The sequence below is a fragment of the Janthinobacterium amylolyticum genome, assembly GCF_051380655.1.
Taxonomy (GTDB): domain Bacteria; phylum Pseudomonadota; class Gammaproteobacteria; order Burkholderiales; family Burkholderiaceae_D; genus Janthinobacterium.
The window spans coordinates 246,024-268,326 of record NZ_JBNYXL010000011.1 but is presented as its reverse complement, the minus strand read 5'-3'; the positions used below and the strand labels follow the sequence as shown (position 1 = coordinate 268,326).

20 protein-coding genes are annotated in these 22,303 nt (G+C 63.8%); 13 read left to right on the top strand and 7 right to left on the bottom strand.

The features are described from left to right. Window positions 1-100: 100 nt before the first annotated feature. From ACQ4WR_RS23285 to ACQ4WR_RS23275, 3 genes are all read left to right on the top strand, one after another. Window positions 101-1,231 carry a toxin-antitoxin system YwqK family antitoxin gene (locus ACQ4WR_RS23285; RefSeq protein ID WP_436490166.1) on the top strand — a complete coding sequence of 377 codons (1,131 nt, stop codon included), beginning with the start codon at window positions 101-103 and terminating at the stop codon, window positions 1,229-1,231. Window positions 1,232-1,275: 44 nt separating this feature from the next. Further along, window positions 1,276-2,373: a toxin-antitoxin system YwqK family antitoxin gene (locus tag ACQ4WR_RS23280; RefSeq protein ID WP_436490164.1), complete on the top strand. Its 1,098-nt coding sequence runs from the start codon at window positions 1,276-1,278 to the stop codon at window positions 2,371-2,373. Between the two features lie 87 nt (window positions 2,374-2,460). Further along, the gene (locus ACQ4WR_RS23275; protein ID WP_436490163.1) at window positions 2,461-2,964 is read left to right on the top strand and encodes a MarR family winged helix-turn-helix transcriptional regulator; all 504 of its coding nucleotides are present in this window, start codon (window positions 2,461-2,463) and stop codon (window positions 2,962-2,964) included. Here ACQ4WR_RS23275 and ACQ4WR_RS23270 read toward each other — a convergent pair. Then, on the bottom strand, window positions 2,954-4,288 hold the full coding sequence (locus ACQ4WR_RS23270; RefSeq protein WP_436490162.1) for a chloride channel protein: 1,335 nt from the start codon (window positions 4,286-4,288) through the stop codon (window positions 2,954-2,956). The genes ACQ4WR_RS23275 and ACQ4WR_RS23270 overlap by 11 nt on opposite strands. 306 nt (window positions 4,289-4,594) lie before the next feature. Continuing rightward, window positions 4,595-5,494 carry a transcriptional activator NhaR gene (gene nhaR, locus ACQ4WR_RS23265; protein WP_102294252.1) on the bottom strand — a complete coding sequence of 300 codons (900 nt, stop codon included), beginning with the start codon at window positions 5,492-5,494 and terminating at the stop codon, window positions 4,595-4,597. Between the two features lie 160 nt (window positions 5,495-5,654). Between nhaR and ACQ4WR_RS23260 the strand changes: the two genes are divergently transcribed. Together ACQ4WR_RS23260 and ACQ4WR_RS23255 are read left to right on the top strand one after the other, a co-directional pair. After that, window positions 5,655-6,617 carry a TerC family protein gene (locus ACQ4WR_RS23260; protein WP_102294253.1) on the top strand — a complete coding sequence of 321 codons (963 nt, stop codon included), beginning with the start codon at window positions 5,655-5,657 and terminating at the stop codon, window positions 6,615-6,617. A gap of 64 nt (window positions 6,618-6,681) precedes the next feature. Next, complete coding sequence (locus tag ACQ4WR_RS23255; RefSeq protein ID WP_436490161.1) at window positions 6,682-7,083, top strand: tellurite resistance TerB family protein; 402 nt, start codon at window positions 6,682-6,684, stop codon at window positions 7,081-7,083. A 25-nt stretch (window positions 7,084-7,108) separates the two neighbouring features. Here ACQ4WR_RS23255 and ACQ4WR_RS23250 read toward each other — a convergent pair whose 3' ends face one another. After that, window positions 7,109-7,462 carry a YnfA family protein gene (locus ACQ4WR_RS23250; RefSeq protein WP_102294255.1) on the bottom strand — a complete coding sequence of 118 codons (354 nt, stop codon included), beginning with the start codon at window positions 7,460-7,462 and terminating at the stop codon, window positions 7,109-7,111. Window positions 7,463-7,550: 88 nt separating this feature from the next. Between ACQ4WR_RS23250 and ACQ4WR_RS23245 the strand changes: the two genes are divergently transcribed. Continuing rightward, entirely contained in the window at window positions 7,551-8,828 is a 1,278-nt protein-coding gene (locus ACQ4WR_RS23245; protein WP_436490160.1) for a glycerate kinase type-2 family protein, read from the top strand. Between the two features lie 90 nt (window positions 8,829-8,918). Here ACQ4WR_RS23245 and ACQ4WR_RS23240 read toward each other — a convergent pair whose 3' ends face one another. Then, window positions 8,919-9,932 (bottom strand): zinc-binding alcohol dehydrogenase family protein, encoded by a 1,014-nt coding sequence (locus ACQ4WR_RS23240; RefSeq protein WP_436490158.1) that lies wholly within the window; start codon window positions 9,930-9,932, stop codon window positions 8,919-8,921. 179 nt (window positions 9,933-10,111) lie between these two features. Between ACQ4WR_RS23240 and ACQ4WR_RS23235 the strand changes: the two genes are divergently transcribed. The 4 genes from ACQ4WR_RS23235 to ACQ4WR_RS23220 all read left to right on the top strand — a co-directional run bounded on the left by ACQ4WR_RS23235 (window position 10,112) and on the right by ACQ4WR_RS23220 (window position 15,083). Beyond that, window positions 10,112-11,014 carry a LysR family transcriptional regulator gene (locus ACQ4WR_RS23235; protein WP_436490156.1) on the top strand — a complete coding sequence of 301 codons (903 nt, stop codon included), beginning with the start codon at window positions 10,112-10,114 and terminating at the stop codon, window positions 11,012-11,014. Between the two features lie 96 nt (window positions 11,015-11,110). After that, entirely contained in the window at window positions 11,111-12,646 is a 1,536-nt protein-coding gene (locus ACQ4WR_RS23230) for a DUF1800 domain-containing protein (RefSeq protein WP_436490154.1), read from the top strand. Between the two features lie 20 nt (window positions 12,647-12,666). Continuing rightward, window positions 12,667-13,866 (top strand): DUF1501 domain-containing protein, encoded by a 1,200-nt coding sequence (locus tag ACQ4WR_RS23225; RefSeq protein ID WP_436490152.1) that lies wholly within the window; start codon window positions 12,667-12,669, stop codon window positions 13,864-13,866. Between the two features lie 95 nt (window positions 13,867-13,961). After that, window positions 13,962-15,083: an AI-2E family transporter gene (locus ACQ4WR_RS23220; protein ID WP_102294261.1), complete on the top strand. Its 1,122-nt coding sequence runs from the start codon at window positions 13,962-13,964 to the stop codon at window positions 15,081-15,083. Between the two features lie 225 nt (window positions 15,084-15,308). Here ACQ4WR_RS23220 and ACQ4WR_RS23215 read toward each other — a convergent pair whose 3' ends face one another. Beyond that, a complete protein-coding gene (locus ACQ4WR_RS23215; protein ID WP_010396348.1) occupies window positions 15,309-15,533 on the bottom strand; it encodes a hypothetical protein in 225 nt (74 codons plus the stop codon). A gap of 146 nt (window positions 15,534-15,679) precedes the next feature. Between ACQ4WR_RS23215 and ACQ4WR_RS23210 the strand changes: the two genes are divergently transcribed. Genes ACQ4WR_RS23210 through ACQ4WR_RS23200 form a run of 3 tightly spaced genes read left to right on the top strand, consistent with a single transcriptional unit; the run spans window position 15,680 to window position 18,173 of the window. Beyond that, window positions 15,680-16,432 (top strand): phosphatase PAP2 family protein, encoded by a 753-nt coding sequence (locus ACQ4WR_RS23210; protein ID WP_308410584.1) that lies wholly within the window; start codon window positions 15,680-15,682, stop codon window positions 16,430-16,432. Between the two features lie 11 nt (window positions 16,433-16,443). Then, entirely contained in the window at window positions 16,444-17,346 is a 903-nt protein-coding gene (locus ACQ4WR_RS23205; RefSeq protein ID WP_102294272.1) for a diacylglycerol/lipid kinase family protein, read from the top strand. A gap of 8 nt (window positions 17,347-17,354) precedes the next feature. Further along, entirely contained in the window at window positions 17,355-18,173 is an 819-nt protein-coding gene (locus ACQ4WR_RS23200) for a metallophosphoesterase family protein (protein ID WP_102294262.1), read from the top strand. A gap of 491 nt (window positions 18,174-18,664) precedes the next feature. Here ACQ4WR_RS23200 and cls read toward each other — a convergent pair whose 3' ends face one another. Both cls and ACQ4WR_RS23190 read right to left on the bottom strand, forming a co-directional pair. Further along, complete coding sequence (gene cls / locus ACQ4WR_RS23195; RefSeq protein WP_436490150.1) at window positions 18,665-20,056, bottom strand: cardiolipin synthase; 1,392 nt, start codon at window positions 20,054-20,056, stop codon at window positions 18,665-18,667. Further along, entirely contained in the window at window positions 20,053-22,164 is a 2,112-nt protein-coding gene (locus ACQ4WR_RS23190) for a site-specific recombinase (protein ID WP_102299690.1), read from the bottom strand. The genes cls and ACQ4WR_RS23190 overlap by 4 nt, the downstream gene beginning before the upstream one ends. Window positions 22,165-22,303: the final 139 nt, after the last annotated feature.

Genomic DNA, 22,303 nt, shown 5'->3' with positions numbered 1-22,303 from the left:
GCAGGTCGGGTCCCGGCTTTTTTTGCGGCAATCGTGCTCGTGGCGCACGGCGCTTGCCTTTATGATGGTGGCCGCAAAGCAACATGAACAATGGAACAACATGAAAAATCAACACACGATGCGCTGGCTGCTGGCCGCCGCGCTGGGCATGAGCGCGGCCCTGCCGCTGGCGGCGCGGGCCCAGGGCCCAATGCCGGCAAGCGCAGGCGATCAAGCACAGGAAGAGGACAAGACCATGTATCTGGATGAAAATTTCATGCCAAGCAATCAGCGCCGCGCCGTGTATGCACTGCGCACGCCGCCGGAGCGCGACGAGGCGCTGGGCGCCTGGCATGTGCGGCTCGAATTTCCCGATACGCCGGGCGTGCTGGCCTTTGAAACCTATGCCACGGACCTGGACCTGAGCCAGATCAGGTTCGTGCGCTTTCGCAAGTATTACTACGAAAATGGCCAACTGCTGCGCGAAACCTACTTCAATGCCCAGGGCGAGGAGCTGCTGGGCGGCTGCGTGTACTTCGAGAATGGCCAGATCCAGCAGAAGGTCACGCCGCTGCCGAACGGGCGCGACAGCATCTCGGAAACGTATCACAAGAACGGCCAGCTGATGAACCGCACCTTGTACCACGGCGACGAGATGGCCGATGGCGAGCACGTGTCGTATGGCGCGAACGGGGCCGTCAGCAACCGCTCGTATCGCCGCAATGGCCAGATGGATGGCGTGCAGGAATCGTTTTATGCCGATGGCAAGTTGTTCCAACGGGGACAGTTTGTCGATGGCACGCGCGAGGGCGAGTTTGTCACGTATGCCGAGGACGGCAAGGTGCTGGCCAAGACTGTGTGGGTGCACGGCCAGCCTGACGGCTGGTCGTTTGAAAGCCATGGCAATGGCGTCATGTCGAACAAGACGCTGTACCAGAAAGGCGCCGTGCTCAGCTTGCAAACGTGGGGTCCGAATGGCCGGCCCGTGTTTGCCTGGCAGAAAGACGCGCAGGGGCGCGACCATGGCGACACGACTGACTGGCATGCCAACGGCGTGCGCGCCAGCGTGACGCCGTTTGTCGAAGGCCAGCGCCACGGCTTGCTGCGCACCTGGCATAGCGATGGCAGCCCGCGGCAAATCGTGCCGTATGAACACGGCAAGAAGCACGGCATCGAGCGGCAGTGGGACAAGGATGGCAAGCTGGTGCTGGAGCAGGCCTGGCACGATGGCCAACCGGTGGCGGCGCAATAGTGGCGCGCATCCATACAGGGACCAGCCTGCCATATCGACGCGGCATGCGCCTGGTGCTGCTGGCTGCGCTCATGACGGCGCTGCCGCTGGCGGCGCAGGAGCCGGCTCCGGCACAGACGCAACAGCAGACGCAGGACAACAGCGTCTATCTGGACGAAAACTATGCGGCGAGCGATGCGCGCCACGCCGCGTATGCGCTGCGCACGGCGCCCGTACGCGACGAGGCGCTGGGGGCCTGGCATGTGCTGCTGGAGTTCCCCGACGCGCCGGGCACGGTGGCGCTGGAAACCTATGCCAGCGGCCCCGATCTGAGCCAGGCCAGTTTCCGCCACCTGCGCAAGTGGTATTACCCGAGTGGACAGCTGGCCCGCGACGAGCGGCTCGATGCCCAGGGCAATGTGCTGACGGGCAGCACCTCATTCTATGCAAACGGACAGGTCAAGCAGCGCGTGACCTTGCTGGCGAACGGGCGCGACAGCATCTCCGAGAATTACCATGAAAATGGCCAGCTGATGAACCGCATCAGTTACCACGGCAAGCAGATGGCCGATGGCGAGTACGTGTCGTACGGGCCGAATGGCAGGATGAGCAGCCGCGCCTTCCTGAAAGGCGGCAAGATGCATGGCTTGCAGGAAGTGTTTTACGCCGATGGCAAGCTGTTCCAGCGCAGTCACTTTAGGAATGACAAGCAGGATGGCGAATTCCTCACGCTTGCCGAGGATGGCAAGGTGCTCGCGCGCAAGGTCTGGGTGGATGGCGAACCCGATGGCTGGTCGTTTGAAAGCCATGACAATGGCCAGCTGGCGCAAAAGGCGCTGTACCGCAAGGGCAAGCTGCTGAGCATGCAGAAGTGGAGCCGCAATGGCAAGCCGTCGATCGCCTGGCAGCAGGACGCGCAGGGGCGCGAGCAGGGCGATGTCACGGAATGGTATGACAATGGCGTGCGTGCCAAGGTCATCCCGATGCGCGATGGCCAGCGCCATGGCTTGCTGCAAGTGTGGGCGAGCGACGGCAGTCTGCTGCAGATTGTGCCGTATGAGCATGGCAAGAAGCAGGGCATCGAGCGCCGCTGGGATAAGCGGGGCAAACAGCTGTGGCAGAAGGCTTGGCAGGCCGGAGCGCAAGCACCCGCCGGTCAATAGGCGGTAGGGGGCGCCCTTCATTGCAGGTATCATGTACGGATTCCGGCCCGCCAGCAGGCGCGAAGCCGGAGCGGATAACTGGAGGCAATGGTGGTGGAAGCGGAAGTGGTGGACCTGGCGACGGTGGCCAAGGCGCAGGGCATGGCCTTGCAAAACATGCGCGTGGTCATGCGCGCGGCGCAGCGGCATTCGGCGCAGATCGAGAAGCAGTGCGGCGTGTCGGGCGCGCAATTGTGGGTGATGCAGGAATTGCTCGAACGCCCGGGCCTGCGCATGGGTGAACTGGCCGCCAGGATGTCCATCCACCAGACCACGGCCAGCAACCTGGTCGATGCGCTGGTCAAGAAAGCCTATGTGCGCAAGGCGCGCGACCAGCCCGACCAGCGCGTGGTGACCCTGACCCTGACGCAGCAAGGCCAGGTGGTGATCGCCAGCGCGCCCCAGCCGGCACGCGGCTTGCTGCCCAGTGCGCTGAGCCAGCTGGACGCCGCCAGCCTGGCGCACCTGAACCAGGGCTTGAGCGCCTTGCTGGCCGTGGTCGCGCCCGACGACCGCCAGGCCGGCATGCAGCCGTTTCCCTTTACGATGTAGTGCCGCGCTCCGTTTGCGGCAGGCGCTGCAGCTGCAATTGCGCCAGCGCCCCGTACAGCGGTTCGCTCAGCACGCGCGACACGGTGCTGGCCACCACGGCGCAGGCCATCAGGCTGAGCACCATGCCGTGGCCGTCGACCATTTCCATGACAATGATAAACGCCGTCAGCGGCGCCTGCGTGGCGGCCGCCAGGAAGCCCACCATGCCCAGCGCGATCAGCGCGGGCGCGTGCGGATAGTGCAGCAGCACGGCGATATCGTGGCCGATGCCGGCGCCGATGGCCAGCGAGGGGGCGAAAATGCCTGCAGGCACGCCCGACCAGACGGTCAGCCAGGTGGCCACATACTTGAATGCGACGAAGGCGGGCGCCACGTCGGCCGAACCTTCCAGCATGGCGCGCGTGGCCACGGTGCCGCTGCCGAAGGTGGCGCCATGGCTGGCGATGCCGATCGCCGCCACCAATAATCCGCAGACGGCGGCGAACAGCACGGGACGGCCAGTTCTCCACGCGGACAGCTTGCCCAGCGGATTGCCGCGCGCGGAGGCCAGCAGCAGGCGCGCGAACAGGCCGCCCGCCACGCCGGCGACCAAGGTTACCAGCAAGCCGGGCAGGGCCAGCGCCAGGCCGATGGGGCCAGGGTGGATGATGCCGAAGTGCGTGGCGTTGCCGTGGATGGAGACGGCCATCATGCCGGCCAGCACGATGCCAGCGACGATCAGGCCGCTGTTGCGCTGCTCCGGCGAGCGCGACAGTTCCTCGATGGCGAACATGACGCCGGCCAGCGGCGTGTTGAAGGCGGCCGCGATGCCGGCCGCGCCGCCGGCCACCAGCAGCGAATGGGCGCTCACTTGCGAGTGGCGCGGCAGCCAGCGGCGCGCGGCCAGCATGACGCCGGCGGCGATTTGCACGGAAGGGCCTTCGCGCCCCAGGGACAAGCCCCCCAGTAAGCCGCCCGCCGTCAGCAGGATCTTCGCGGCGCTGAGTTTCAGCGAGACAAACAGTGAACGCTGCTCGGGCGCGACGGCCGGGTCCAGGGTCGCCATCACTTGCGGGATGCCGGAACCGGCCGCGCCCATGGCGTAGCGGCGCGTCAGCCAGACCAGCACGGCGGCGCAAACGGGTGTCCACAGCAGGGCGAACCACCAGGCCTTGCCGTTAAAAAACAGGAAAAGATCGAGCGCCTCTTCCGCCAGCCATGTGAAGCCGACGACGACGAGGCCGGCGATGGCCGCCATGCCGACGACGACGGCGCGCGACCACCACAGGCGCGGGTTGGCAAATTCATGCTTGAAGGCAGAGGGGATGTCGTGCAAGTGCTTCATTGCGGCAAGTCCAGGAAGGGGCCCGCAGGGCGTCGGGGAGACTTGCCATTATAGCGATATATTTGCTCGAATGTTTTTGCTCTGCCTTATTTGTGGGCAATTGACGACAGCAGACCCGCGCCAGCCAGGAAATCGACCAGCGCCCGCACTGTCGGCGCCAGCTGCGGCCCGGCGACCGCCAGCCACGGGGCAGCCTGGTGCTGCCGAGTGGCGCCAGCATGCGGTGCGCGCATGCGCTGCTGGAGCGGGGCGGGCAGCCAGGCAAGCTCGTCGTCAGCACGCAGCGGCAAGGCGGGCGGCGGGTGCCTATACGAACAGTTCGCGCCGCGCGCTCTGGCTGATGGCGACGGTGGCCGGATGGCTGAGGCGCCGCTCGGTGGTGATGGCATAGACTTGCTCGACCAGGTTGTCGACCCTTCCCAACGCCACCACGCCGTGCTGTTCGCAGACCTGGGGCGCGATGACGGTGGGCGCAAAGAACAGGCCGGCGCCGGACTGGCCGAAGGCCTTCATCATGGCGCTGTCGTCGAATTCGCCGACGATGCGCGGGTGCAGATTGTTTTCGCCGAGCCATTGCAGCAGGCGGCCGTAAATGGCGAAATCCTCGCCGGGCAGCAGCAGCGGGGCGCGGTCCAGGCACTGGGGGAAATCGCCCTGCAGGGTGGCGGCCAGCGCCCTGGTGCCGAACAGGGTCATGCCGCTCTCGCCAAGCAAATGGTTAAAACCGCGCACGCTCAGGTGGGCCGGCATGGGGCGGTCGGCGATGATCAGGTCGAGCCGGTGCACGGCCAGGTCCGCCAGCAGGCTGGCCAGGCGTCCCTCGCGGCAAATCATGCGCAGCGGTTCGGCCAGGCTCAGCGCCGGTTCCACCAGGCGGCAGGCGATCAGTTTCGACACGGAATCGGCGCAGCCGACGCGGAAGGTCGTCGTCGTGGTGCGCGACTGGTCGCGCACGATTTCCAGCAATTCATCGCCGGCGCTGAAAATCTCTTCCGCATGGCTGAGGATGCGCCGGCCCGTGTCCGTCAACTCCAGGTTGCGCCCGCTGCGGCGGAACAGCTCCACGCCCAGGCTGTCGGCAAAGTCGCCCAGCTGGCCGGAGATCGATTGCGGCGTCAGGTGCAGCTGCTCGGCCGCGCGGGCGATGCTGCCCGTCTTGGCCACCATCCAGAAATAGCGCAAGTGTTTGAAGTTAAGCGTGGACATCATTGATCCTGTTTGTTAATACATCGAATTATTCGATGTATGTGTTAATTATATTCGATTTGTTCGATGTTTTAATTAGGCATATGATGGCTGCTTGTTATTCATGCGAGGAGAACACCATGTGCTGCAAGGTAGACATCAACACTGACGGAGGCCGCCGATGAACGGCCTGGAAAGCATTGCAACGGCACCCATGTGGGCCGGCTTTATCGTATTCGTCCTGTTCATGCTGGCGCTCGACCTGTTCGTCTTCGGCGGCAACAAGGCGCACAAGGTGGGCGTCAAGGAAGCGGCGACCTGGTCGCTGGTGTGGGTCAGCCTGGCCCTGCTGTTCAACGGCGGCCTGTGGTGGTATCTGAACGGCACGGCCGGACCCGAGATCGCCAACCAGAAGGCGCTGGAATTCTTTTCCGGCTACCTGATCGAAAAAGCGCTGTCGGTCGATAACGTGTTCGTCTTCCTGCTGATCTTCAGCGCCTTCCAGGTGCCGATCCAGTATCAGCGCCGCGTGCTGATTTACGGCGTGCTGGGCGCGATCGTGATGCGTGCCGTGATGATCATGGCCGGTGCCTGGGTGGTGAGCGAGTTCAGCTGGGTGCTGTACCTGTTTGGCGCATTCCTGTTGATTACCGGCATGCGCATGCTGGTGGCGGCCGATGCCGAGCCGGACGTGGCGAACAACCCGGTGCTGCGCTTTGCCCGCCGTCACTTGCGGGTGGCGGACGGCGACCACGGCGAGCGTTTCTTCGTCGCCAAGAATGGCTTGCGCTATGTCACGCCGCTGTTCCTGGTGCTGATTTTGATCGAAGTGACGGACCTGGTATTCGCGGTCGATTCGATCCCGGCGATCTTTGCCATCACGACGGACCCGTTCATCGTCTTCACGTCGAACCTGTTCGCCATCATGGGATTGCGCGCCCTGTATTTCCTGCTGGTGGATGTGGCTGACCGTTTCCATATGCTCAAGTATGGCCTGGCGATGGTGCTGGTGTTCATCGGCGCAAAGATGCTGATCATGCCGTGGTACCACGTGCCGGTGGAAGCGTCCTTGCTGGTGGTGGCGGTGCTGATCGTGTCCAGCTGCGTGGCCAGCGTGTTCATCACCCGTAGCGACAAGAAGTAAATGCCGTACCGCGCGCCCTGCAATGGCGGGGCGCGTTTTTAAACTGATAAGCGAAAGAAAAACTATGCGTACGTATGAAGTCAACAGTCCCCAGGCAGCGGGACGTATCCTGGCCCTGATGATGATTGTCGATGGCAACCTGGCCAGCGCCGAACTGCAAGCCATGCACAGCAGCAAGATCCTCGAGCATATCGAGCTGGAGCCGGGCGCCTTTCAATTGCTGCTGCAAAACCTGTGCGATGACATGCTGACCTCGACGGTGCATGGCGCCGTGCAACTGAGCAACGGCGTCATCGACAGCCTGCTCGATGAAATCAGCGACCCGGACCTGCGCCGCAAGCTGCTGCAAGCCATGTGGAAGATCGCCGACGCGGACGACTGGCTGGCCGATGGCGAAGCCGTCCTGCTGGCGCGTGCCAGCGCCGTGTGGTCGGCGGAAACGAACTTCCGCCAGCACGCGGCGTAAGTCGGCTGAGGCGGCGTGAGCCTGCTTACGCCGCCTTGTGCCCCATGGCAATCACGGCGGCGCCCGCCAGAGCCAGGCCCACGCCGGCGATATCGGTCCAGGCGGGCGTGATGCCATCGACCAGCCACAGCCATCCCAGGGCCGTGGCGATATAGATGGCGCCATACGTGGCGTACACCCGGCCGCTGGCGGCTGGATGCAAGGTCAGCAGCCACACGAAGACCAGGAGGCTGAGGGCGGCAGGCAACAGCAGCCAGGCGCTGCCCTTGTTGCTCAGCCACAGCATGGGCAGGTAGCAGCCCAGCAGTTCGGCCACGGCCGTGACGGTAAAGAGGCCGAAAGTGCGGGCCAGGCCGGTCCATTCGATGGCGTCGTTCATTGTATTCCTGTCAGATAGTCAAGCCGCCATTGTAGCTGCCGGGCCGCGGGCACTGCTATGATCGAGTCCGGATCCCGGAGGAGACACAATGACGACCACCCCAGCACCGCGCACCTTGCTGCAAGCCATGTTTAACGCCGCCATCGCCGCGGCGCAACCGGCGCACTGCGTGCCGCCCCATCTGCCGCCCGTGCCGGCAGGCCGCCTGATCGTCATCGGCGCCGGCAAGGCCTCGGCGGCCATGGCGCAAGCCGTGGAGCAGCACTGGCCGGGGCCGTTGTCGGGCCTGGTCGTCACGCGCTACGGCTACGGCGTGCCGTGCGCACGCATCGAGATCGCCGAAGCGTCGCACCCCGTGCCCGACCAGGCCGGCATGGACGCGGCGCGGCGCATGCTGGAACTGGTGGGCAACTTGCGGGCAGATGACACCGTGCTGTGCCTGATATCGGGCGGCGGCTCGTCCCTGCTGGCCTTGCCCCTGGACGGCATCAGCCTGGAAGACAAGCAAGCCTTGAACCGCGCGCTGCTGGCGTCCGGCGCCACCATCGGCGAAATGAACTGCGTGCGCCGCCATTTGTCCGCCATCAAGGGCGGTAGATTGGCGGCCGCCTGCCATCCGGCCCAGGTGGTGACCTTGGCGATCTCGGACGTGCCCGGGGACAAGCTGGGCGACATCGCCTCCGGCCCCACGGTGGCGGATGCGACGACGTGCGACGATGCGCTGGCCATCGTGCGCCGCTATGGCATCGCCTTGCCGGACAGCATACGCAAGACGCTGGAAAGCGGGCGCGGCGAATCCGTGAAACCGGGTGACCCGCGCCTGGCGCGCACGCAGACGACCCTGGTGGCCACGCCGCAACTGGCACTGGAAGCGGCCGCCGCCGTGGCGCGCGCGGCCGGCGTCACGCCCTATATATTAGGCGACAGCCTGGAGGGCGAAGCGCGCGATGTGGGCACGGTCATGGCCGGCATCGCGCTGCAAACGGCCATGCGCGGACAGCCATTTCCCGCTCCCTGCGTGCTGCTGTCGGGCGGCGAAACGACGGTGACGGTGCGCGGCAACGGGCGCGGCGGGCGCAATGTGGAATTCCTGCTGGCGCTGGGCCTCGCCTTGCAAGGCGAGGCGGGTATCCATGCGCTGGCCGGCGACACGGACGGCGTCGATGGCCAGGAAGAGATCGCGGGAGCGTATCTGGCGCCCGACACCCTGCAGCGCGCCTGGGCGCAGGGCATCAAGCCGCGCGACAGCCTGGACAACAACGATGGCCACGGCTTCTTCCAGGCGCTGGGCGATAGCGTGATCACCGGTCCGACATTGACCAACGTCAATGATTTCCGGGCTATTTTGATTACGGCACCACGGTAATCAGCTGCACTTTTCAAGTCGATAGCAAGTTCTGGGTCGGACCCTCAGGGGCCGACCCCGCTACTTGCCGTTGGGGCGGATATTGCTCGCTTAAAACCCTTCCAGCACGATCTTGCCTTTGGCCGTATTGCTTTCCAGCAGGGCATGCGCGCGCTTCAGATTTTGTGCGTTGATGGTGCCGAAGCGCTCGGCCAGGGTGGTCTTGATGACGCCAGCGTCCACCAGCTGCGCCAGTTCGTCGAGCAATTCATGCTGCTTGACCATGTCGGCCGTCTGGAACAGCGAGCGGGTAAACATCAGTTCCCAGTGCAGGGACACGCTCTTGCCCTTGAACTTGCGCACGTCGATCTGCTCGGGATCGTCGATCAGGGCAAACTTGCCCTGTGGCGCGATGAGTTCGACGATCTGTTCGAAATGCCTGTCGGTCTGGTTCAGGCTGATCACATAATCGACAGGCGGCAAGCCCAGGCGCGTGATTTCCGCAGCCAGCGGCAAGCTGTGGTCGATCACGTGGTGGGCACCCAGTTCCCGCACCCAGGCCGCCGTTTCCGGACGCGAGGCCGTGCCGATGATGGTTACGCCCGTCAACTGCCGCGCCAGTTGCAGCAGCACGGAACCGACGCCGCCGGCCGCGCCGATCACCAGCAGGGACTTGCCCGTGAGACTCCTGTCGCGGCTGATCTGCAGGCGGTCGAACAACAATTCCCAGGCCGTGATGGCCGTCAAAGGCAGGGCGGCGGCGGGCGCGAAATCCAGGCTGGCCGGCATGTGGCCGACGATGCGCTCGTCAACCAGCTGGAACTGGCTGTTGCTGCCGGGGCGGTTGATGGCGCCCGCGTACCAGACCTTGTCGCCCACCTGGAACAGGCTCACGTCGGCGCCGACGGCGGTGACGACGCCGGCCGCATCCCAGCCCAGCACTTCCGGCTGGCCGTCCTTCGGCGCGCGGTTCTTGCGCACCTTGGTGTCGACGGGGTTGACGGAGATGGCGTGCACGGCGACAAGCAAGTCGCGCCCCGTGGCGACGGGCACGGGCAGTTCGATGTCGAGCAGGGCGTCGGCATCGGTAATGGGCAGGCTGTGGCGGTAGGCGATGGCTTTCATGTGTTTCCTTTGATAAAACAGTAACGGAGTCGGCGCGGGTCGGATCAGCGCGGTGGTATCGCGCGTAATCCGACAGCATTGTTAGCGTGGCCATGCAGGCCTGATGACGTATCATGGCCACTTTCACGCCTGGGTAAAAGTGGGCGCGTACCGAAACACTTTCAAAGGAATGCTGAAAATTGCTGCGACTCGATGACTTGCAGGTATTCGTATGCACGGCCGACCGGGGCAGCCTGTCGTCAGCCGCGCGCGAGCTCGGCATTTCGCCCGCGCTGGCCAGCGCCGCCGTCAAGCGTCTGGAAGGGGAATTGGGCTTGCGCCTGCTGGCCCGTACCACCCGTTCGCTGAGCCTGACGCCGGAAGGCACGCAATATCTCGAACACGCGCGCGAAGCCTTGCGCCTGCTGCGCGCGGGCCGTGACGCACTGCTGGCTAGCAAGGACAGTTTCGGCGGAACCTTGAAAATTGCCATGCCTTCCGATCTGGGCCGCAATCTGATGCTGGGCTGGCTCGACGCCTTCCAGCAGCGCCACCCGAAGCTGCGCTACCAGCTCAGCGTCAGCGACCGGGTGGCCGACATGGTACGCCAGCAAGTCGACGTGGCCCTGCGCTACGGCCAGCAGGACGACTCCTCGCTGATCGCCATGCCCATCGCCCCCGCGAATGACCGCGTACTGGTGGCTTCGCCGGAATATCTGCGCGCGCACGGCCCCCTGCTGGCGCTGGAAGAGCTGGCGCAGCACAATTGTTTGCGCTTCGCGCTGGAAGATGGCTTGCACGACCGCTGGACGTTTTACCGCCTGCCGCAGCGCGAGCAGGTGACGCTGCAGGTGAGCGGCAACCGCAGCGCCGACGATGCCGAGCTGGTGCGGCGCTGGGCCGTGGCGGGCCTGGGCATCGCGTATAAGTCGCGGCTCGATGTGGCTGGCGATGTGGCCGCCGGCCGTTTGCAACTGCTGCTGCCCGAGGTGGCGGGCGAGGCCACGCCCTTGCACCTGGTATGCACGCACCGGGCGCAAGTGACGCCGCTGGTGCTGCAGCTGCGAGATTTCCTGCGGGAACAGTGTGCGGCCCTGGCATAAAGCATTCTTCATTACAACTCGTTGCAAATGGCAATCATGCGCGGCTCAAGCTGGGCGTACTCTTGCATTTTGCTGAAAACCGCCTGAAGGAGCGCCATGTTGCCGAAACGCTTGCTACCCGCCGTCGTGCTTGCCGCACTGTGCCTGGCCGGCTGTGCCGGACCAGCGACGCAACAGCCCGTTCACGCCGACCATCCCGCACAGGCGCTCGCCATGCTCGAGCGGGTCAGCTGGGGCGTGAACGCCGGCAGCGCGCGCCAGGTGCAAGAGGAAGGCTGGCAGCGCTACCTGCAGGCGCAATTGCATCCAGGTCCAGCCCGCTTGCCGCCCGCCATCCAGGCGCAGATCGACGCCATGAGCATCAGCCAGGTGCCGCTCGACCAGCTGGTGCTGTCCATGGAGCAAAAGCGCAAAGCGTCCGCCGCCGTCATGGACGACGAGGCCAAGAAACTGGCGCAAAAAGACTATCAGCAGGGACTCAACCGCCTGGCGCGCGAAGCGGCCACGCGCTCGCTGCTGCTTGACGTGTATTCGCCGAACCAGCTGCAGCAGCAGCTGAGCTGGTTCTGGCTCAACCATTTCAGCGTGCACCAGGGCAAGCACAACTTGCGCGCCATGGTCGGCGATTACGAGGCGACCGCCATCGCGCCGCACGCCCTGGGGAAATTCCGCGACTTGCTGGGCGCCACCGTGCACCATCCGGCCATGCTGCGCTACCTGGACAATGAAGCCAACGCCGCCAAACGCATCAATGAAAACTATGCGCGCGAGCTGATGGAGCTGCACACGCTGGGCGTGAATGGCGGCTACAGCCAGATGGACGTGCAGGAGTTGGCGCGCATCCTGACGGGCGTGGGCGTGAACCTGGGCGCCGAGACGCCGAAGGTGAAGCCGGCGCTGCAAGGCCAATACGTGCGCCGTGGCCTGTTCGAGTTCAATCCGAACCGCCACGATTATGGCGACAAGCAGTTCCTCGGACACCCGGTGAAGGGCCGGGGCCTGGCCGAGCTCGATGAAGCGCTGGACCGCCTGAGCCGCAGTCGCGCCACCGCGAAATTTATCAGCGGCAAGCTGGCCCAGTATTTCGTCGGCGACAATCCGCCCGAAGCGCTGGTGGCGCGCATGGCGGCCACCTTCGAGCACAGCGACGGCATGATCGCCGACGTGCTGCACACCATGTTTGACAGTGAGGAATTCAAGCAGTCGCTGGGCAAGAAATTCAAGGACCCCATGCATTATGTGGTATCGGCCGTGCGGCTCAGCTATGACGACAAGCCCATCCTCAACGCGGGCCCCATGCTGAGCTGGCTTTCGCGCATGGGCCAGCCTTTGTACGGCCGCCAGACGCCGGACGGCTACCCGCTGACGGATGCGTCCTGGGCCAGCCCCGGCCAGATGACGACGCGCTTCGATATCGCCCGCACCATCGGTTCGGGCAGCGCCGGCCTGTTCAAGACGGATGGCCCGCAGCCGCAGGAAAAAGTGGCGTTCCCGCAACTGGCCAGCGCCCTGTATTACCAGTCGCTGCAAGCCACCTTGAGTCCGGCCACGCGCCAGGCCCTGGAGCAGGCCGCCTCGCCGCAGGAATGGAACACGTTTTTTCTTTCGTCGCCAGAAATGATGCACCGTTAAGTAGACACCGGAGGACTGCCATGCACCGTCGTGACCTGTTGAAAGCCCTGGCCGCCGCGCCCTTGCTGACCCACGCGGGCAGCCTGCTGGCCGCGCCCGCCACGGACGCGAAGCTGCTGTTCGTCTTCCTGCGCGGCGGCTATGACGCGAACAACTTGCTGGTGCCTGTCGGCAGCGATTTCTATTATGCGGCGCGGCCGAATATCGCCATCGCGAAGCCGGGCATGGAAAACGGCGCGCTGGCCCTGAATGGGGACTGGGCGCTGCATCCGGCCTTGCGCGAGACCATCTATCCCATGTTCAACAGCGGCGAGGCGGCGTTTATCCCGTTTGCCGGCACGACGGATGTGACGCGCAGCCATTTCGAGACGCAGGATACGATCGAGCTGGGCCAGGAACTGGGCAAGCGCCGCGATTTCCGTTCTGGCTTTTTGAACCGCCTGGTCCAGACCTTGAACAGCAGCAAGGCCAATCCGCTCAATCCGGCCATCGCCTTCACGGACCAGCTGCCGCTGATCTTCCAGGGCGGCGTGCAAGTGCCGAACATGGCGCTGCGCTCGGTGGGCAAGGCGGGCATTGATGCGCGTCAAAGCCAGATCATCGCCGCCATGTACCGGGGCACGCCCTTGCAGCAGCCGGTGGCCGCCGGTTTTGTCGTGCGCGACGATGTGACGAAGGAACTGACGGGAGAAATGCTGGCGGCCAACCGCAACGCCATCTCTACCCGCGGCTTTGAACTGGAGGCGCAGCGCATCGCCCGCTTGATGAAGGACAAATACAACATCGGCTTTGTCGACGTTGGCGGCTGGGATACCCACGTGGGGCAGGGCGGCGCCAACGGCTACCTGGCGGGGCGCTTCGACGAACTGGGGCGGGGCTTGTCCGCGTTTTCGCAGGAAATGGGCAGCGCCTGGCGCAAGACGCTGGTCGTCGTCGTCAGCGAATTTGGCCGCACCTTCCGCGAAAACGGCAACCGCGGCACGGACCATGGCCACGGCAGCGTGTTCTGGGTGCTGGGCGGTGGTATCCAGGGCAAGCAAGTGGCCGGAGAGCAAGTGGCGATCGGGCAAGCGACCCTGTTCCAGAACCGCGACATGCCGGTGCTCAATGAATACCGCGCCGTGCTGGGCGGCTTGCTGCGCCGCACCTTTGGCTTGAGTACGGCGCAGCTGGATCAGGTGTTTGCCGGCGTGGCGCCGGTGGAGCTTGGCCTGGTGTAAGGCCGCCCCGGCAAGTGCCGTGTTACGCTACGGCTGCGCAACTGGCGCATAGCCACGCCCGCCACTTTCCCTGGTGCGGGCATGAATGGAGCGGTATGAGCGATACCCAGCGCGATATTCTCAGCGCAGGCTTTTCCCTGGCCCTGATTGCCCTGACGGGTTTCGTCATGCAGCGCTTTTTCCTGCCCCTGGTCTGGGCCGGCATCCTGTGCGTGGCCACCTGGCCCCTGTATCTGCGCGTGCGCGCGGCGCTGGGCCAGCGCCCCATCATTGCGGCTGCCGTGCTGACCCTGGCGTTTGCCTGCATCTTCATCATTCCCGTGCTGCTGGGCGTGGCGCAGGCGGCGCGCGAAGTGCCGATGCTGGCCAATTTCGTCGTCAATGCAAATAGCAATGGCTTGCCCGTGCCGGGCTGGGTGGCGCAAATTCCCCTGGCCGGCAATGCCATCGGCGACTGGTGGCAAGCCACCCTGAGCCAGCCCCATGGCCTGGGCCACTTCTTTGCGGGCAGCGCCGTGGGCGGCTTTCATTCCGCGCGCGACATGCTTAAAATCCTCGGCGCCGATGTCTTCCACCGCCTGGTCGATTTCGGCCTGGCGTTTTTGTGCCTGTTTTTCTTTTACAAGGATGGCGAAGCGCTGACGCGCCAGATCACCGCCATCGGCAGCCATTTCCTGCGCCCGGAACGGTGGGGACGCTATGCGCAAAAGATTCCCACGGCCATCCGCGCCACCGTCAACGGCCTGGTGCTGGTGGGGCTGGCCGAGGGCGTGCTGATCGGCATTGCCTACGCGCTCGCCGGTCTGCCGTCACCGGCCCTGTGGGCATTTGCCACTGGCATCCTGGCCATCATCCCGTTCGGCGCGCCGCTGGCCTATCTGTGCGCGGCCGCCGTGCTGCTGTTCCAGGCCAAGGTGGGCGCCGCCATCGGCGTGGCCGTGTGGGGCACCGTGGTGCTGTTCGTGGCCGACCATTTCGTGCGGCCCGGCATGATCGGCAATGCCACCCGCCTGCCTTTCCTGGCAGTGCTGTTCGGCATTCTGGGCGGCGTGGAAACCCTGGGACTCGTGGGCCTGTTCATCGGCCCCGTCGTGATGGTGCTGTTCGTAACACTGTGGTACGAAGCGAATGTGTTTGACAGCGCACCGCCAGCGACAGCAGCTAGCAATCGCGGCGCCACACCTGCCAGCCCGGCCGCACCGGAACGCACACAGTAATGAGGGGTCGGCCAGCGTGCTGCTGGCCGGTACTGGCGCGCTCCCGGCGTGGCCGGGCGGAGCTTTCAAGCAAGGCTGTTGAAAGCCCCGGAATACGCCGAGAAAAATCGTAGCGAGCGGCAACGAGGCTTGGCGCCCCCGCTGGCCAAGAAGCGCAGCTGTACTTTGGTACAGCGCGCCTCGCAGGCCGAAAATCGCGCCGCGCAGCAGATTTTTAAGGCGTATTTAATGCGCTTTAGATAAGATCAACAACCAGCGGCGCATCAGCAGCACTTCAACATAGCCCGGCTCGATGCCCGTACCGCACTCAATCAAGGGATTGACGGTGTAGTAGCGCTTGCGGAAGTCGCGGCAGACGAGGATTTCGCGCTTGCCCATGCGGACGAGGAAAGAGCTTGGGGCGTATTCCAGGCCAAACCGTGAGCCAAAACCGCTATTCAATGTTGCCATGACAATTCCTTTGAGGGAGATGTGTTGAACGAGTCATCAGAATAGCATAACTACTGTATGAAAACACAGCTACTGTATGAATAAACAGTATTTTTTTGCTGGTGTGGTTTTTTTGATCACTGCACCGAACTTGAGGAGTAAGCAGTTTGCAACACAAGAATGACATGGGCATGACCACGGGCTGGACCACGAAACTGCGCCGCTTCGTCGAGGCGCGCCTGTCGCCCGAAGGCGAACTGGGGCTGCACATGACGGTGGGCGTGGCCCTGATGCTGGTCGCCATCGTGGTCTTCCACGAAATCGCCGAAGCCGTCATGGGCATGGCCCGGATCACGGTGATCGACCTGCAGGTGGCGCAGTGGTTCAACCAGCATGCGGTGCCGTGGATCACGCGCTGCCTGCTGGTGATCACGCATATGCATGGCGTGATCGGCGCCATTACGCTGGCGGCCCTGCTGGGCTGGTACTGGTACCGCAAGGGCGCCACTTACTGGCTGTTTACCCTGGTGATCACCATGCCGGGCGTCATGTTCCTCAACCTGCTGCTAAAGTATGTATTTGCGCGTGCGCGCCCCAGTTTTGACGAGCCCATCCTGCAGACGGCCCTCAGCACGTACAGCTTTCCCAGTGGGCATACGGCCACCTCGACGGCCCTGTACGGTTTGCTGGCCGCCTACCTGATTTGCCAGACGGCGCCGGGCGCCTGGGGCAAGCGCATCGCCATCGCGCTGGCGGCATTCCTGATGGCCGCCCTGGTGGGCTTCAGCCGTATTTACCTGGGGGCGCATTACCTGAGCGATGTGCTGGCGGCGATGGCGGAAAGCTATGGCTGGCTGGCCATCTGTATCGCCGGCGTGTCGACCCTGCGCCGCCGCCGGCATATCCGGCAAACCAAATAGGGGAAACTGTCCTGAGCAAGATTGCAGTCATCATCAACGGGGGCGCCGGCTGCGGCTACGCACCCGACTGGGCGCGGCAACTGGAAGCCAAATTTGCCGCCGTCGGCCTCGACGCCGCCATCACTCTGGCGCAAAGCGGCGCCGAGATGATCGCCACGGCCGAGCAGGCGCTGGGCGATGGCGCGCCCATCGTCGTCGCCGGCGGCGGCGATGGCACCATCAACGCCGTCGCCTCCGTCGTCGTGGGCAGCGGCACGCCGTTCGGTGTGTTGCCTTTGGGTACCTTGAATCATTTCGCCAAGGATCTGAATATTCCGCTGGAACTCGATGCGGCCATTGCCAATGTGGCGCAGGGCGTGCCGCACCAGGTCGACGTGGGCGAGGTGAATGGCCGCATCTTCCTGAATAATTCCAGCCTGGGCCTGTATCCCGATATCGTGCGCGACCGCGAAAAGCAGCAGCGCCGCCTGGGGCGGGGCAAGTGGCTGGCCTTCAGCTGGGCCCTGGTGGCCGCGCTGCGCCGCTATCCCTTTCTCAGCGTGCAATTGAAACTCAACGATGCCGTGCATGCGCGGCGCACGCCGTTCGTCTTTATCGGCAACAATGAATACCTGATGGAGGGCTTGAATATCGGCGAGCGCGAGCGGCTCGATGGCGGCCAGCTGAGCCTGTATGTGGCGCAGCGCCCGGGCCGCCTGGGACTGCTGAAGCTGGCACTGCACGCGCTGTTCGGCAAGTTGTCGCAGGCCAAGGATTTTGACGTGCTGACGGCCACCGACCTGGAAATTGCCACGAAGCACAGGCGCCTGCGCGTGGCCACCGACGGCGAAGTGACCATCATGAATACACCGCTGCATTACCGGATCCGCCCCGCCGCGCTGGAGGTGCTCGTGCCGGCGTCCGCGCCGGCCTAGGAGAAAACATGCGTACCATCGTGCATTTGTCTGACCTGCATTTCGGCAAGGTCGATGCGGCCCTACTGGCTCCCCTGCGCGTGCTGGTCGAACGCCTGGAACCCGATGTGGTGGTGGTCTCGGGCGACCTGACTCAGCGCGCCCGCAGCGTGCAATTCCAGCAGGCGCGGGCGTTTCTTGACAGTTTGCCGGGGCCGCAGATCGTCGTGCCGGGCAACCATGACGTGCCGCTCTACAACGTTTTTTCCCGCTTCCTGACGCCGCTGGTGAAATACCGGCGCTACCTGACGGACGATCTGTCGCCCGAATACGTGGATGAAGAAATCGCCGTGCTGGGCATCAACACGGCCCGTTCCCTGACTTTCAAGGATGGCCGCATCAGCCACGAGCAGATCGATTTCCTGCGTGAACGCCTGGGCCGTTTGCCGCCCGGCCTGACGCGCATCATCGTCACGCATCACCCGTTCGACTTGCCCGAGAACTTCGACAAGGACGACCTGGTCGACCGCGCCCCCCAGGCCCTGCAAATGTTTTCCGAGTGCGGCGTCGACTTGCTGCTGGCAGGACACTTGCATGCCAGCGTGGCGGGCAACACGGCCGAGCGCTACAAGATCGCCGGCTACGCGGCGCTGATGGTGCAGGCAGGCACGGCTACGTCCACGCGGGGCAGGGGCGAGTCGAATTCCTTTAATGTACTGAAAGTGGAGCCCAGCTGCATCCGCGTCGAGCGCTACAGCTGGAGTGAAGAGAAGGCCGACTTTGAAAAAGTCAGCACGGAAGCGTTCGAGCGCCAGGGCGGCGTGTGGGCCAGCCTGCGGCCGTTGTAGGTCGGATTCGCGGGACGTTGTCCCGCGTAGTCGGACAATATTGTTGGCTTTGCTAATGGCTGTGGTGATGTCGGATTACGCTGCGCTAATCCGACCTACGCCGACCAGCGCCAACCTGCGCCTGGGACGAGGGCAGCGCCGAGTTTGCAAAGATCGGCACGGAAGCGTTCGCGCGCCAGGGAGGTGTGTGCCGCTGTAGGTCGGATTCGCGGGACGTTGTCTCGCGTAATCGGACATTATTGTTGGCTTTGCTAATGGCTGTGGTGATGTCGGATTACGCTGCGCTAATCCGACCTACGCCTATCAGCGCCAACCAGCGCCCGGGACGAGGCCAGCGCCGAGTTTGCAATGGTCGGCACGGAAGCGTCCGGGCGCCAGCGCGGTGTGTGCCGCTGTAGGTCGGATTAGCGGGACATTGTCCCGCGTAATCGGACAATATTGTTGGCTTTGCTAATGGCTGTGGATGTCGGATTACGCTGCGCTAATCCGACCTACAGCCAGTAATGCATGAAGCGCGCGGCCCATTCCTTCATGCGGTCGGCCCAGGGCCGCGATTCCCACTTGGCCTTGGTGATTTCCTCCGAATCGCGCAAGTCTTCCTGGAAGGCATTTTCCATTTCGCGCCCGAAGCTGTCGCCCAGCACCACCACGTTCAGCTCGCTGTTGTGCAGGAAGCTGCGCATGTCGATATTCGTCGAGCCGACGGTCGACCAGGCGCCGTCGATGACGGCCGTCTTGGCGTGCAGCACGGCCAGTTTCAAATGATAGATGCGGATGCCGCCGGCCAGCAGCTGGTCGTACAGCGCATGTCCCGCATGAAACACCAGGCCGCTGTCGGACACGCCGGGCAGCACCACTTTCACGTCCACGCCCCGTCTGGCGGCCGCCACCAGCGCATCGACCGTCTGCTGGTCGGGCACGAAATAGGCCGAGGTGATGTGGATGGATTTTTTCGCTTCCTGGATGGCCAGGATATACGCCTTGTAGATTTCAAAGCCGCCGTCCGGTTCGCTGGCCACCACGCGCACGAGTTTGTCTCCCACATCGGGCAGGGCGGGGAAGTAGTTGGCGTCGGGCAGGTCGGCCTGGTCCTGCTGGGCCCAGGTGCGGATGAACAGCCACTGGAAGGCGGCCACGGCCGGGCCTTCCACTTTCACGTGGGTATCGCGCCAGCCCACGTCCTTCTTGTCGGTGGGCTTGGATTTCGAGCGGAACAGCGAGCTCTTGGCGTAGGTGTCGCTGATATTGATGCCGCCCGTAAACGCCGTCTTGCCGTCGACGATCAACACCTTGCGGTGGTCGCGGTTGTTGATCTTCCAGTCTTCGCCCTTCAGCTTGGCCGGGTTGACGGGGTTGAATGCCACCAGGTGGATGCCGGCCGCGCGCATGCGGTCAAAAAACGCCTGCGGCACGCCGATGGTACCCACGCTGTCATAGATGACGTTGACCGTCACGCCCGCCTGCTGCTTTTCGATCAGCATGTCGGCAAATTTGAGGCCCAGCGGGTCCTGGTCGAAGATATACGTTTCCAGGTTGATGCTGTTCTTCGCTTCGCTGATGGCCTGGAACATGGCGGCCATGGTTTGCGGACCGTCAAACAGCAGGGTGACCTTGTTGCCCTTGATTAAAGGCACGCCCGTGGCCGCCTCTTCGAGCGCGGCCTGGGTTTTCAAGTCCATGCCGGACTTGGCCCAGCGCTTGTTGAGCAGGGCGGCCCGGCTGTTGACGTTCAGCACGGCGCCCTTGCCGTTGACGACCTTGGGCGAGGCCACGGGTTCCAGCGTGGTATTGAGATTCTTGACGTCGGGCAGCGAAGCGCATGCAGCCAGGGTCCAGCACAGCAGTAGGGCGGTGAGGCAGGGTTGCATGCGCCTGGCGGTCATTTTTGAGCCTTGGTGGTAGGTGACAGGTTAGCCGACTCGTCCACCAGCGCCAATGGCGGCGGGTTTTTCGAGCCGAAGAAGAAGACGATGGGGGCCTTCAGGAAACGCTTGCCGAGGATCTTCAGCAATTGCATGCCGTGCTTGAAGCGGACCTGGCGCGAGCGCAGCGCCACCCACAGGGCCAGGCCGAAGCTGACCAGCAGGTTGGCCGTGCCGATGGCGAAGATGCCCGACAGCGACTTGACGGCCAGCTGCCAGCTCATGTTGTGGTCGAGTCCTACCAGCGCCGTGGCGAAGTTGGCGGCCGAGAAGGTGATGTGGCGGATATCGATAGGCAAGCCGATCAGGAAACCCAGGGTGCCGATGGAGCCCAGCAGGATACCGAAATAGAAGTTACCCATCAGGCCGCCCAGATTGTTTTCCAGGTACAGGCCCAGGCGCTGCAGGCGCTCCTGGCCGATGACACGGCCCAGGCCGCGCAATTGCGCGATGCGCTGCGCCCAGCGCGTGTACAGCGCCTGGTTGTCGTAGTAGCCGGAAATCAGGCCCGCGACGAACAGGCACACGCCGGCGATCATGGCGTAGAAAATGGCGGGGCTGCCGATGGGATCGATATCGTGCAACAAGTGCATGGCTTTCTCGGGCGTCACCAGGTTGTGGCCGGTGATCGCCTTGTAGCCGAGCGCGATCAGCCACGCCGTGGGGATGGCGGTGGCCAGGTTGCCCAGCACGGCCATGTTTTGCGTGCGGAAGACTTTATTGATCAGTTCGGCCATGCTGTCGAGGTCGATATTCCTGCCATCCTTGCTGTGCAGGCCGGCCGCGATGCGCGACGCCGTCATGGCCGGCTGCTTGGTGGCCACCGTGAAGTGCAGCAGGTGGATGAACATGAAGCCGATCGAGTAATTCATGCTGAACATGAAGGCTTCGACCAGCGGCGCCGAGCGCAGGTAGGACATCAAAATCTTGAACAGCGCCATGAAACCGATGATGATGCCGGCGCCGGCCGACGAGAGGAACATGGCGCCCATTTCGCGGCGGTTTTCAGCGATGTAGTGCTCGCCCGTGCGGCTGGCGTTTTCCGTCACATTGCGTGCCAGCAAGTTGATATTGTCGGAAAACAGGTCGCTGACCTTGTACTTGTTGTTGTGCGCCTCGATCAGTTCCAGCGCCAGCGAGACGGCACCGGCGCGGCGGCGGCTGACCGGTTGCGGGTGCAGCAAATCCTGCGTGGCGTCGACCGTGATGGCGGCGATGTCCACGTTGTTTGATGCGGGCAGTTCGCCGCTGGTGTCGACCAGGAACAGCAGCTTGCGCAGGCGGTCGATGCTTTGCGCCAGTGCCACCAGCAGATACGTGAGGGGAATGCTGGTGCCCTGGTACAGCGCCTTCTTGCGGATCTTGGCGATCACGGCGTCGCACTGGTCGAGCATGACCAGCAGGTGGCGCGCATCTTCGATGTGCTCGATATCGCCGTGCAGCAAGTTCGTGTACGCATCGAGGTAGGCGTTCACTTCCGTGTTTTGCACCATGAACGGCGAGTGGAAGACTTCGATTTCGTTGTGAAAACGCGTCAGTTCCGGCTCCAGCCCCATGGCGCAGACGCGGTAGGACAGGGTGCGGATGGCGTCGAGCATGCCTGGCAGCATGATATTGCCGTCGCCGACGGCCAGTTCGATGTCGTCGCTGGTGAGCACGTCGAACAGTTCCAGCCAGTCCGTGGCGGGCACGTTGCTGATCCACAGGTAATCGGTATTCAGGTACAGCACCTGGTCGAGCGCGTCGTTCAGGTATTCATCGCCAAGGGCGGGCGGCAGCATGCGGTAGGCGATGCGGCGTTTCAATTCCGTGAAAAAGCCGCTGTTCGACAGCACGCCGATGTCGGTGTACAGGCTGGCGTGGCGGCGCGCCGACAGCACGCGCAGCACGTATTCGTGCAGGGCGCGGGCTTGCGCGGGGTTACCTTTGAGAAGCTGGCGCAGGGTGCGCACGTTGGCGATCGCGGTAGCGCTGTCGTGGGGGCGCTTGGGACGCAGTGAGTTAAACAATTCCACCAGCAAGTCAATATTGCTGGAGTTGGGATCAATGCGTTCGAGGATAGCTAGCATGCAGAAAAAACGGGCGAGCCGCTGTCGGTAAAACCAGTAGTGTACCGCCTGCGCCGGATCGTGCAATGTTCGCCACCGAACGTTGCTTGTTCGCAGGGCCTGCTTCTGCCGTCATTTTGCGCTAAAAAGCCCGCAGTAT

Excerpts from the sequence above, each read along its gene's own strand:
- ACQ4WR_RS23190 (WP_102299690.1), bottom strand. The coding sequence starts at position 22,164 with ATGCTAGCTATCCTCGAACGCATTGATCCCAACTCCAGCAATATTGAC.
- ACQ4WR_RS23275 (WP_436490163.1), top strand. The coding sequence starts at position 2,461 with ATGGTGGTGGAAGCGGAAGTGGTGGACCTGGCGACGGTGGCCAAGGCG.
- ACQ4WR_RS23260 (WP_102294253.1), top strand. The coding sequence starts at position 5,655 with ATGAACGGCCTGGAAAGCATTGCAACGGCACCCATGTGGGCCGGCTTT.
- ACQ4WR_RS23240 (WP_436490158.1), bottom strand. The coding sequence starts at position 9,932 with ATGAAAGCCATCGCCTACCGCCACAGCCTGCCCATTACCGATGCCGAC.
- nhaR (WP_102294252.1), bottom strand. The coding sequence starts at position 5,494 with ATGTCCACGCTTAACTTCAAACACTTGCGCTATTTCTGGATGGTGGCC.
- ACQ4WR_RS23220 (WP_102294261.1), top strand. The coding sequence starts at position 13,962 with ATGAGCGATACCCAGCGCGATATTCTCAGCGCAGGCTTTTCCCTGGCC.
- ACQ4WR_RS23245 (WP_436490160.1), top strand. The coding sequence starts at position 7,551 with ATGACGACCACCCCAGCACCGCGCACCTTGCTGCAAGCCATGTTTAAC.
- ACQ4WR_RS23255 (WP_436490161.1), top strand. The coding sequence starts at position 6,682 with ATGCGTACGTATGAAGTCAACAGTCCCCAGGCAGCGGGACGTATCCTG.
- ACQ4WR_RS23230 (WP_436490154.1), top strand. The coding sequence starts at position 11,111 with ATGTTGCCGAAACGCTTGCTACCCGCCGTCGTGCTTGCCGCACTGTGC.
- ACQ4WR_RS23225 (WP_436490152.1), top strand. The coding sequence starts at position 12,667 with ATGCACCGTCGTGACCTGTTGAAAGCCCTGGCCGCCGCGCCCTTGCTG.
- ACQ4WR_RS23200 (WP_102294262.1), top strand. The coding sequence starts at position 17,355 with ATGCGTACCATCGTGCATTTGTCTGACCTGCATTTCGGCAAGGTCGAT.
- ACQ4WR_RS23270 (WP_436490162.1), bottom strand. The coding sequence starts at position 4,288 with ATGAAGCACTTGCACGACATCCCCTCTGCCTTCAAGCATGAATTTGCC.
- ACQ4WR_RS23215 (WP_010396348.1), bottom strand. The coding sequence starts at position 15,533 with ATGGCAACATTGAATAGCGGTTTTGGCTCACGGTTTGGCCTGGAATAC.
- ACQ4WR_RS23280 (WP_436490164.1), top strand. The coding sequence starts at position 1,276 with ATGCGCCTGGTGCTGCTGGCTGCGCTCATGACGGCGCTGCCGCTGGCG.
- ACQ4WR_RS23250 (WP_102294255.1), bottom strand. The coding sequence starts at position 7,462 with ATGAACGACGCCATCGAATGGACCGGCCTGGCCCGCACTTTCGGCCTC.
- cls (WP_436490150.1), bottom strand. The coding sequence starts at position 20,056 with ATGACCGCCAGGCGCATGCAACCCTGCCTCACCGCCCTACTGCTGTGC.
- ACQ4WR_RS23285 (WP_436490166.1), top strand. The coding sequence starts at position 101 with ATGAAAAATCAACACACGATGCGCTGGCTGCTGGCCGCCGCGCTGGGC.